Source organism: Kordia sp., assembly GCF_965283645.1.
In the GTDB taxonomy this organism is placed as follows: Bacteria; Bacteroidota; Bacteroidia; order Flavobacteriales; family Flavobacteriaceae; genus Kordia.
This window is the reverse complement of sequence record NZ_CBDIPG010000001.1, coordinates 636,763-649,937: the sequence shown is the minus strand read 5'-3', so window position 1 is coordinate 649,937 and position 13,175 is coordinate 636,763. Positions and strand designations below refer to the sequence as shown.

The following is a 13,175-nucleotide window of genomic DNA, read 5'->3' as shown; positions in this document are numbered from 1 at the left end:
CAACCAAATCAACAGTTTTAAGATCGTATTCATGAACGAATTTATAGATAAAATAGGAACATTAGGGTTAACGCTGATTGCAGAAGGAGATGATTTGATTCTGAAAGGAACAGAAGAAAAATTATCGAAAGATGAAATCGAATTGATCAAAAAAAATGTGGAAATTGTTACGTTTATCAAGGAAAACAAAGCCAAACTAATTGCACATGTAAAGGCTACAAAATCGTATGATAAAATCAACAAAAACGATCTTGCGGCGCTTTATGAACTAAGTCCGTTGCAAGAAGGAATCCTATTTCACAGTTTATATCAGCCAAACGGAACTACCTACAAAACGCAGTTTAACATGGAGTTTTCGGAAGGGCTACATCTGGAAGCATTCAAAAAATCGTGGGAATATTTAATTAAAAATCATACAATTCTTAGAACTTCTTTTGTGCATGACCAATTGAGTGTTCCTGTACAATGTGTGTACAAAGAAATTCCGTTTACCTATGATTTACTTGATTTCACAGCATATAAAGGCGAAGAATTAGAAGAAAAATTTCAAACAGTTGTCACGGAAGAACGCAAAAAAGAATTCAACTTCAAAAAACCACCATTAATGCGCATTACATTAGTGAAAACTGGTGAAAAAGCAATACGAATGATTTGGACTAAACATCACATTTTGTGGGATGGCTGGTCTGGTCAAATCTTGATGAGTGAATTTTTTCAAGCATACCAAGCATATACAACTAACAGAATTCCGCCAGCAATGCGTGAAGATAAATTTGAGGACTATATCAAACATATCAAAAATCTTGATCCTACACTAGAAAAGGAATTTTGGCAAACATATTTAGAAGGATTCAATGAATCTACATTGTTGCCTTTTGTACATCATGGTACTAATAAAGAAAAGAAAAAAGGAGCATTTACAAAGCAAACCATCAACTTCGATGTTGAACAAACGGCAGTAATTAATGACTATGCAAAAACTGTAAATGTTACTGTAAATACCATATTACAAGGAGTTTGGTCGTTACTATTGGCGGCATATACAAACAAAAAAGATATAGCTTTTGGTGTAACAGTTTCTGGTAGACCTGCAGAAGCTAAATATGAAAAAAAGGTCGGATTGTACATTAATACAATTCCATTTAGAGCAACCATTGATACAACACAAACCATTAAAACGTGGTTGCAATTTTTGCAAATAGGACATGTAAAAGCACGTGAATTTCAACATACTTCTTTGCGTGAAATTAAAAGACAAAACAATATTCAGGACGATTTCTTCGATTCGATTTTAGTATTCAGAAACTTCCCGATTAATGCTGCAAATACAGAGAAAACAGATGATTCGTTATCAATTCAGAACTATGAAGTAAAAGAAAACAACAATTATCCTTTATCAATTCAAGCAGATTTAAATGAACAATTAAGCATTGATTTTCAGTATAATAATGAATTAATTTCAGAAGCGCATATCCAAATGATTTCAGATCATTTTGAAAATGTATTGACGCAAATTATTAATTCTACAGATGAAGAACTTAAAACAGTGCGTTTAATTTCGGAAGAAGAAGAAGCCAAAATAAAACACGAATTTAATAACACGAAAGTTGCTTACCCTGAAGGAATTACGGTAGTAGATTTAATTCAACAACAACTTAAAAAACATCCAAATGCAGTTGCTGTTGAATGTAGTGAACATACGTTAACGTATAAAGAATTGGATGAAAAATCGAATCAACTAGCCAATTATTTACGATCAACAGGAATCAAAAAAAATAGCTTTGTTGGTTTGTGTGTAACACGATCATTAGAAATGATTGTGAGTATTTTGGGAATTTTAAAAGCAGGTTGCGCATATGTACCAATTGATCCAGAATATCCTGAAGATCGTATACGTTACATTTTAGAAGATATTGATGCAAACATTCTAATTACTACTGAAAATAATATCACTGCAATTCCAAATGATTTTCATGCAATTGCAATCATACTAAATGAAGATTTGCTAAAAGAGCAATTGACAGAAGCACCAACTATTGAAATTTTGCCTTCAGACTTCGCATACGTTATCTATACATCAGGTTCAACAGGAAAACCAAAAGGTGTATTAAATGCACACAGTGGATTGCTAAACCGATTACTTTGGGCACAAGATTCTTATAAATTGGATACTACAGATGTTGTATTACAAAAAACAACTTACTGTTTTGACGTTTCCGTTTGGGAATTAATTTTACCATTATTCACAGGTGCAAAATTACTCTTTGCCAAACCAGAAGGACACAAAGACAATACCTATTTAAAAACAATAATTGAACAAAAAGATGTAACTACAATTCACTTTGTACCTTCAATGTTATCGGTGTTTTTACTAACACTTACGGAAAATGACTGTCAAAGTTTACGAAATGTTGTTTGTAGTGGTGAAGCGTTGCAAGGATATCATATTGAGGAGTTTAAAAAAGTTTTTGGGAATCGGAATATCAATTTACAAAACTTATACGGACCAACGGAAGCGGCAATTGACGTAACCTATTGGAATGTTCCTTTATCAGATTTCATAGAAAAATCATTCATAGGAAAACCGATTGCAAACACACAAATTTATATTGTTGACGAAAACAATCAGATACAACCAATTGGCGTTGCTGGCGAATTATGTATTGGTGGAATTCAAGTAGCAAATGGCTATATAAATAAAGAAGAATTAACAGCAGAAAAATTTATTGAAAATCCATTTAAAACTGGTGAACGTTTATATAAAACGGGCGATTTAGCAAAATGGATGCCAGATGGAAACATAGAATACATTGGCAGAATTGACAGTCAAATAAAAATTAGAGGTTACCGAATAGAATTGGGCGAAATTGAAACGGCAATTCAAGAAGTTGCAACGGTTCAAAGAGCTGCAGTATTGGTTAAAAAAGGGAAAAACAATCACGCACAACTAATTGCTTTTGTTATTGGAGATGGAGAAATAGATACCACTTTAATCACAACGCATCTAAAGGAAAAACTCCCTGCATATATGAGCCCGAATGCAATTATACAAGTTGCAACATTTCCGTTGAGTAATAGTGGTAAATTAGATAGAAAAGCATTGCTAGAACAATTTGAATTACCAGAAAGAACATACATTCCTCCAACCACAATTGTAGAACATAAACTAGCTGAAATCTGGCAAGAATTACTCGGATTGGAACGTGTAAGTATTGAAGATGATTTCTTTTTAATTGGTGGCGATTCTATCCTTTTAATTCGAATGTTGACGCAACTAAAAAAGCAACTTCAAAAAACGGTAGACTTACAAACCATATACGAGTATTCAATCTTAAAAGATTTAGCAAAATTCATCGAAACTGCCGAAGAAGAAGATCAACACAAAAGGCAAAGACTACTTAAAAATAATGAAATAACAGCTGTAAAAGCAACGGTAATTTCAAAACTTGAAAATGCTGCTGCAATAGAAGATGTATATCCAATGCGTGATATTCAAGAAGGAATGATCTATGAATATTTCAAAAGTCAAGATAAAAGCGTCTATCATGATCAATTTGTTTACATCGTACCTTTAATTCCAGTAACCGTTTTCGAAAAAGCATTCAAAGCAGTTACAGCAAAGCATGAAACGTTTCGCACGTTGTTCAATATGACAAATTTTGATAAAAACTATCAAATTGTATACAAGGAAATTCCTGTACATATTGGATTCGAAGATATTTCAAATCTTGACAAAGAAACACAAGAAACGCATGTTAAAAATTTCTTATCAGAAGAATTAAAGCAAAAATTTATTCCGCATGAAGGTCCATTATGGAGAGCAAATATTTTCCAAATACGTGACAATATGATGGTATATGTGTTTCAATTTCATCATGCTATATTAGATGGTTGGAGCTTGGCAACACTCAATACAGAATTGTACGAAATATGTGCTAAAATTCAAAAAGGAGAAACTATCAATTTGCAACCGTTGAAAGCAACTAACAAAATGGCGGTTATAGATTCGTTGATTGAACAAGAAAATCCTGAAAACACAAACTTTTGGCAATCGTATTTAGAAGAATATCAACTCTTAAATATACTTTCGGAAACTTCTGTAGATAAAAACCATCAGGAATTTTTCCAAAATGTAGACTTAGTAGCAATCAAGCAAATGGCAAGTACGTTAGGAATTCCATTGAAAACAGTCTTCTTAGGTTCGTTCATATATGCATTGCAACTCATGGCATATGAAACGGATATCACTATCGGATTGGTGTCAAATAACAGACCTATTAGCGAAGATGGAGAAAAAATATTAGGTTGTTTTTTAAACACGGTTCCGTTTAGAGTTCAAACTGATCAAGAAGGTGATACTTGGAAAACGTATTTACTCAACATTCAAAAAAATCTGGATGCACTCAAAACAAGAGATCGCATCTCTTTACAGCAAATTAGTGCTATTATTGGTGAAGATCCAAAGGCAACGAGTAAAATATTCAACATTGGTTTCAACTTTACAAACTTCCATATCTACAAGGAAATGGGGAAAGTTTCAGAAGAGACAGAAGTACAAGAAAGCAAACCTGTAGAAAGAAATGATATTGAACTCAATTCTTACGAACGAACAAACATAGATTTTGGTATTTCAGTAGGAATTACGGGCGATCAATTAAAGGCAACATTCAGTCAGAAAAAAGAATTAAACTCAGGAATACAGTTAGAAGAATTTGTACACAATTATGAAAGCATACTTACAATACTGAGTAAAAATGTTGAAGCTACAATTGATCATCAAGAAATCTTTACTCAAACGACAAATGAAACACTTTTAACAACATTCAATAATACTGTTGCACCGTATCAAAAAGATAAAACAATTGTTGATGTATTCAGCGATCAAGTACAAGCAAACCCAAGCAAAGTTGCTTTATGGTTTAGAGAAGAACAAATGACGTATACGGAATTAGATACAGCATCAAATCGTTTGGCAAACTACATACTGCAACAAAAAGAAATTGCTGTTGAAGATTTTATAGGGATAAAACTTGAAAGAGACGAATGGTTAATAATCACAATTCTTGCTGTGTTAAAAACAGGATGTGCATATGTGCCAATTGATCCTACAAATCCAGCAGAACGAATTGCATTTATTGAAGCTGATAGCAATTGCAAAATCATCATTGATCCAGATTTCTTAGCAACATTCTTTGCAACAAACGATGTTGATGAAACGTTGCCAAAGACAGCATTGACCTCAGATAACTTAGCATACATAATCTACACTTCTGGTTCTACAGGAAAACCGAAAGGCGTATTGATTGAGCATCATTCAGTCATAAACTTGATAGAAGACTTAACCAAAACTTTAGATTTTACAAGCGAAGACAAATCTATATTGATGATCAATCACGCGTTTGATGCATCTGTAGAGCAACTATTTCTAGTCTTGTTAAATGGCGCAACCGTTGAATTGGCTCCTAAAGGATTCATTTATGATCCGTCGTTATTAAAAGCAAGAATTCTGGAAAGAGGATTGACACACATTGTTGCGCCACCAAGTTATTTAAATCAGTTAGAAGGTTTAGAAACATGTCCAACCATAAAAAGAGTTGTCACTGGAGGCGAATATTTTCCGTACGCGTTGGCTCAAAAGATAGATAGATATACCCGATTTTTTAATGAATACGGACCAACAGAAACTACAGTAACTGCTACTGTATTTGAGTTTAACGGGCAATATGAAGCAGAAAAAATCATTCCGATAGGAAAACCAATGGCAAACGTTGAAGTGTATATTTTATCCAAAAACTTACAATTACAAGCGCCAGGTGTTATTGGAGAAATATGCATAAGTGGAGACGGATTGGGTAGAGGATACTTAAACCGACCAGAATTGACAGCAGAAAAATTTATAGAAAATCCATTAAAAAAAGAAACACTTTTATACCGAACTGGAGATTTAGGAAAATGGTTGCCAGATGGAAATGTCGTTTTCATCGGACGAAGAGACAATCAAGTAAAAGTAAGAGGTCATCGTATTGAAATAGAAGAAATAGAGCAAGTATTACATCAAACAGAAAATGTAAAACATGCCATTATTGATATTAGAGAAGTAAATGATGAAAAATCAATAGTAGCATACATCGTAGCTAAAACGGATGTTTCAAAAGCAGACATCAAAGATGCACTTGCTAAAAGATTACCAGAATATATGGTTCCAAACTATTATGTCATTTTAGAAGAATTTCCAACGACATTCAATGGTAAAATAGATAGAAAAGCATTGCCAAGTATTTCAGAAGAAGACATCATCAAAAAAGAATATGTAGCGCCAAGAAACGAAGACGAAGAAAAGTTGGTGAAAATTTGGCAAACACTTCTCAATGTGGAGCAAATAGGAATAAAGGATAGCTTTTTTGAATTAGGCGGAAACTCATTACTAGTCTTAAAAGCGATTACAACTATTCAAGAAGCATTCGAAATCAGTATTCCAATTGATGTGTATTTCAAGTTAATGACCATCGAAAATATTTCCGATTACATGGTTTCTATAAAAATCTCCAAGGAAGAAGTAGAAGAAGACAATTACGAAATCTTTGAACTGTAAATAACACTGCATTCAACTTACAATATACTAGAAAACAACCAAAAACAGCAACTACAATAAGACATTATTTATGAATGAATTTATAAATAAAATAACAACATTAGGATTAAGATTGGAAGTGCAAGGTGACTCTTTATTACTAAAAGGAGCCAACGGAAAACTATCTCCAAGTGAAATTTCTATGATCCAGAAAAATGTTGCCATACCTACGTTTATTAAAAATAATAAATCGAAGTTGATAGCACATTTAACGGAAACGGTAACTTATGATGGTAAAATCAATAAAAAAGATATTTCAGCTTTATATGAGTTGAGTCCACTGCAAGAAGGAATTTTATTTCATAGCTTATATAATCCTAAAGGAACTACATACAAAACACAATTTAGTATGGAATTTCCAGATGGATTAAACTTAGAAGCTTTTCAGAAATCATGGGAATATCTAATTAAAAACCACACGATATTAAGAACATCATTTATCCACGATCAATTAAGTATTCCAGTACAATGTGTGTATAAAGAAACACCACTTACTTATACTTTACTAGATTTTACAAGCTATACAGGAACTGAATTAGAAGAAAAATTTCAAGAAGTTGTAACTGAAGAACGCAAAAAAGAATTCAATTTCAAAAAACCGCCATTAATGCGATTGACTTTGGTAAAAACAGGAGCTAAAGCAATTCGAATGATTTGGACAAAGCATCATATTTTGTGGGACGGTTGGTCAGGACAAATTCTAATGAGCGAATTTTTACAAGCGTATAACGCATACAAAAATCATAGAGTTCCGCCAGTATTAAGAGAAGACAAGTTTGAAGATTACATAAAACATATCAAAGCAATTGATCCGAAAGATGAAAAAGAATTTTGGCAAACATACTTTGATGGATTTGAAAAATCGACACTAGTACCTTTTGTAAATAATGCAATAAAAGAAGAACACAGAAAAGGTATATTTAAAGAAGTTTCAATACATATAGATGCTGCATTTACAAATGAATTGAATGCATTTACTAAAAAGCTAAACATTACCGTAAATACATTACTTCAAGGAGTTTGGTCGTTATTATTAGCAACGTATACAACTAAAAATGATGTCGCTTTTGGAGTGACAGTTTCTGGCAGACCAGCAGAAGCAAAGTATGAAAAGAAAGTTGGGTTATACATCAATACGATTCCATTTAGAGCAACCATTGATACAACGCAAACCATTAAAACATGGTTGCAATTTTTACAAATAGGACATGTAAAAGCACGTGAATATCAACATGCATCGATAAGTGAAATAAAAAGATATAATAAAATTAATGATGACTTTTTTGATTCTATTTTAGTTTTCAGAAACTTTCCTATTAACAAATCTAATGGTGAAAAAACAGCAGATTCATTAACAATTCAGAAGTATAGTGTAAAAGAGAATAATAACTATCCATTATCGATTCAAGCAGATTTAAACGAAAAATTAAACATTGATTTTCAGTACAATAGTGATTTAATTAGTGAAGCACATATAAAAATGATTCGTGATCATTTTAAATATGCTTTGCATAAAATTATAACATTAGCTGATGAAAAATTAGATATGTTTAATTTGGTATCTGAAGAAGAAGCACATACAATACAACACGAGTTTAATAAAGCTAGAGTGCCTTATGATGAAGCGATAACTGTTTTAGATTTAATTCAAAAACAAGTTGCAAATAGTCCAGAAGCTATTGCATTAACATATAAAGAACAGCATTATACATATCGAGAATTAGATGAAATATCGAATCAACTAGCAAGTTACTTAACAGAAAATTATTCAATTAAAACAGAAGATTTAATTGGCGTTCAGTTAGAACGTACAGAATGGTTAATCATAACATTACTTGCAATTCTAAAATCTGGAGCAGCATATGTGCCATTAGACTTAAACTACCCTAAAAGTAGAGTAAAATTTATAGCAGAAGATACAGGATATAAAGTTTGTGTTACCAAAGAAATTATAGCTGATTTCATTAAAAATCAAGCTAATTACACAAAAACCAATACGATTGAAAATACAATAACAGCTAAAAATTTAGCGTATGTAATTTACACTTCAGGTTCTACAGGAAAGCCAAAAGGAGTATTGTTAGAGCATAGAAATTTAGCGTCCTTTTTACTAAATATTGAAGATCAATTAGGTTATACAGATGGAAAAAGTGTGGCTGCTACTACAAATACAGTATTTGATATCTCCATTTTGGAAATATTTGGTGCTTTAGCACATGGAAAAAAGCTAGTCGTTATTGGTGATAAGGATTTAGTAGAACCTACAAATTTAGTAGCGGAATTGAACAAAAACAATGTTGAAGTTTTACAAATAACTCCATCTCGATTGTTACAATTAAAAGATGTGATTTCTAAAACTGCAATTCCTTCTTTAAAACATTTATTAATTGGTGGAGAAGCCTTTCCAAAAGAAGTATATGACAACTTAGAATTTATAGCACATTTAAATATCAAAAATGTGTATGGCCCTACAGAAACAACCATTTGGAGTACATTTTTAGACATAAAATCGAGCACAAATTTATCTATAGGAAAGCCTTTCCAAAACGAAAATATATACATTCTAAATGAAGAAAATCAAATGCAACCTATAGGTGTTGTTGGTCATTTATGTATTGGAGGAGATGGTTTGGCAAGAGGTTATCTAAATAGCGAATCATTAACTGATGAAAAATTTATAAAACATCCTTTTCAAGAAGAACAACGTTTATATAAAACGGGCGATTTGGCAAAATGGATGCCAGATGGAACTATAGAATACATTGGTCGTATAGACAATCAAATAAAAATTAGAGGTTACCGAATAGAATTGGGCGAAATTGAAACGGCAATTCAAGAAGTTGCAACGGTTCAAAGAGCTGCAGTATTGGTTAAAAAAGGGAAAAACAATCACGCACAACTAATTGCTTTTGTTATTGGAGATGGAGAAGTAGATACCACTTTAATCACAACGCATCTAAAGGAAAAACTCCCTGCATATATGAGCCCGAATGCAATTATACAAGTTGCAACATTTCCGTTGAGTAATAGTGGTAAATTAGATAGAAAAGCATTGCTAGAACAATTTGAATTACCAGAAAGAACATACATTCCTCCAACCACAATTGTAGAACATAAACTAGCTGAAATCTGGCAAGAATTACTCGGATTGGAACGTGTAAGTATTGAAGATGATTTCTTTTTAATTGGTGGCGATTCTATCCTTTTAATTCGAATGTTGACGCAACTAAAAAAGCAACTTCAAAAAACGGTAGACTTACAAACCATATACGAGTATTCAATCTTAAAAGATTTAGCAAAATTCATCGAAACTGCCGAAGAAGAAGATCAACACAAAAGGCAAAGACTACTTAAAAATAATGAAATAACAGCTGTAAAAGCAACGGTACTTTCAAAACTTGAAAATGCTACTGCAATAGAAGATGTATATCCAATGCGTGATATTCAAGAAGGAATGATCTATGAATATTTCAAAAGTCAAGATAAAAGCGTCTATCATGATCAATTTGTATATGTAGTTCCATTTATTGAATTTGACATTTTTGAAAAAGCTTTCAAGCTAGTTGTAGCCAAGCATGAAACACTAAGAACGGCATTTAACATGACGGATTTTAGTGAAAACTACCAAATCGTTTACAAAGAAGTTCCTGCGACAGTTCAGTATGAAGATATTTCAAATCAAACACAAAAAGAGCAAGAACAGTACATAGAATTGTTTTTACAAGAAGAGTTAAAAGACAAATTCATACCACATAAAGCGCCATTATGGAGAGCTAAAATCTTTAGACTCACAAAAAACACAATGGTATATGTGTTTCAATTTCACCATGCCATAATTGATGGTTGGAGTTTGGCAATGCTGAATACAGAATTGTATGAAATATGTATGAAACTGCAACAAGATGTAAACTTCGTTCCAACACCGTTAGCAGGAACCAATAAAGTTGCCGTTGTAGAATCGTTACTAGAACAAGAAAATCCTGAAAACACAAACTTTTGGCAATCGTATTTAGAAGAATATCAACTCTTAAATATACTTTCGGAAACTTCTGTAGATAAAAACCATCAGGAATTTTTCCAAAATGTAGACTTAGTAGCAATCAAGCAAATGGCAAGTACGTTAGGAATTCCATTGAAAACAGTCTTCTTAGGTTCGTTCATATATGCATTGCAACTTATGGCATATGAAACTGACATTACTATCGGATTGGTGTCAAATAACAGACCTATTAGCGAAGATGGAGAAAAAATATTGGGTTGTTTTTTAAACACGGTTCCGTTTAGAGTTCAAACAAATCAAGAAGGTGATACTTGGAAAACGTATTTACTCAACATTCAGAAAAACCTGGATGCACTCAAAACAAGAGATCGCATCTCTTTACAGCAAATTAGTGCCATTATTGGCGAAGATCCAAAGGCAACGAGTAAAATATTTAACATTGGTTTCAACTTTACAAACTTCCATATCTACAAGGAAATGGGGAAAGTTTCAGAGGAGACAGAAATACAAGAAAGCAAACCTGTAGAGAGAAATGATATTGAACTCAATTCTTACGAACGAACAAACATAGATTTTGGTATTTCAGTAGGAATTACGGGCGATCAATTAAAGGCAACATTCAGCCAGAAAAAAGAATTAAACTCAGGAATACAGCTCGAAGAATTTGTACACAATTATGAAAGCATACTTTCAATACTGAGTAAAAATGTTGAAGCTACAATTGATCATCAAGAAATCTTTACTCAAACGACAAATGAAACGCTTTTAACAACATTCAATAATACTGTTGCACCGTATCAAAAAGATAAAACAATTGTTGATGTATTCAGCGGTCAAGTACAAGCAAACCCAAGCAAAGTTGCTTTATGGTTTAGAGAAGAACAAATGACGTATGCGGAATTAGACACAGCATCAAATCGTTTGGCAAACTACATACTGCAACAAAAAGAAATCGCTGTTGAAGATTTTATAGGGATAAAACTTGAAAGAGACGAATGGTTAATAATCACAATTCTCGCTGTGTTAAAAACAGGATGCGCATATGTGCCAATTGATCCTACAAATCCAGCAGAACGAATTGCATTTATTGAAGCTGATAGCAATTGTAAAATCATCATTGATCCTGATTTCTTAGCAACATTCTTTGCAACAAACGATGTTGATGAAACGTTGCCAAAGACAGCATTGACCTCAGGTAACTTAGCATACATAATCTACACTTCTGGTTCTACTGGAAAACCGAAAGGCGTATTGATTGAACATCGTTCAGTCATAAACTTGATAGAGGATTTAACCAAAACTTTAGATTTTACAAGCGAAGACAAATCTATATTGATGATCAATCATGCATTTGATGCATCTGTAGAGCAACTATTTTTAGTCTTGTTAAATGGCGCAACCGTTGAATTGGCTCCTGAAGGATTCATTTATGATCCGTCGTTATTAAAAGCAAGAATTCTGGAAAGAGGATTGACACATATTCCTGGACCACCAAGTTATTTAAATCAGTTAGAAGGTTTAGAAACATGTCCAACCATAAAAAGAGTTGTCACTGGAGGCGAATATTTTCCGTACGCGTTGGCTCAAAAAATAAATGGACACACTCGATTTTTTAATGAATACGGACCAACAGAAACTACAGTAACTGCTACTGTATTTGAGTTTAACGGGCAATATGAAGCAGAAAAAGTCATTCCGATAGGAAAGCCAATGGCAAACGTTGAAGTGTATATTTTATCCAAAAACTTACAATTACAAGCGCCAGGTGTTATTGGAGAAATATGCATTGGTGGAGTTGGATTGGGTAGAGGATACTTAAACCGACCAGAATTGACAGCAGAAAAATTTATAGAAAATCCATTTAAAAAAGGAACACTTTTATACCGAACTGGAGATTTAGGAAAATGGTTGCCAGATGGAAATGTCATATTCATCGGACGAAGAGACAATCAAGTAAAAGTAAGAGGTCATCGTATTGAAATAGAAGAAATAGAGCAAGTATTACATCAAACAGAAAATGTAAAACATGCCATCATTGATATCAGAGAAGTAAACGATGAAAAATCAATAGTAGCATATATTGTAGCAAAAAGTGATGTTAAAAAAACTCAAATAAAAGATGCACTTGCTAAAAGATTACCAGAATATATGGTTCCAAACTATTATGTCATTTTAGAAGAATTTCCAACGACATTCAATGGTAAAATAGATAGAAAAGCATTGCCAAGTATTTCAGAAGAAGACATCATCAAAAAAGAATATGTAGCGCCAAGAAGCGAAGACGAAGAAAAGTTAGTAAAAATTTGGCAAACACTTCTCAATGTGGAGCAAATAGGAATAAAGGATAGCTTTTTTGAATTAGGCGGAAACTCATTACTAGTCTTAAAAGCGATTACAACTATTCAAGAAGCATTCGAAATCAGTATTCCAATTGATGTGTATTTCAAGTTAATGACCATCGAAAACATTTCCGATTACATGGTTTCTATAAAAATCTCCAAGGAAGAAGTAGAAGAAGACAATTACGAAATCTTTGAACTGTAA

General features: G+C 32.7%; 2 protein-coding genes. Both read left to right on the top strand.

What is annotated here, in order from left to right; genetic code table 11:
• Positions 1-31 precede the first annotated feature (31 nt).
• A complete protein-coding gene (locus ACQ654_RS02670) occupies positions 32-6,592 on the top strand; it encodes an amino acid adenylation domain-containing protein (RefSeq protein WP_430408768.1) in 6,561 nt (2,186 codons plus the stop codon).
• A gap of 70 nt (positions 6,593-6,662) precedes the next feature.
• Positions 6,663-13,175 (top strand): amino acid adenylation domain-containing protein, encoded by a 6,513-nt coding sequence (locus ACQ654_RS02665; RefSeq protein ID WP_430408767.1) that lies wholly within the window; start codon positions 6,663-6,665, stop codon positions 13,173-13,175.

Coding starts and splice junctions, on each gene's coding strand:
- ACQ654_RS02670 (WP_430408768.1), top strand. CDS start 32: ATGAACGAATTTATAGATAAAATAGGAACATTAGGGTTAACGCTGATT.
- ACQ654_RS02665 (WP_430408767.1), top strand. CDS start 6,663: ATGAATGAATTTATAAATAAAATAACAACATTAGGATTAAGATTGGAA.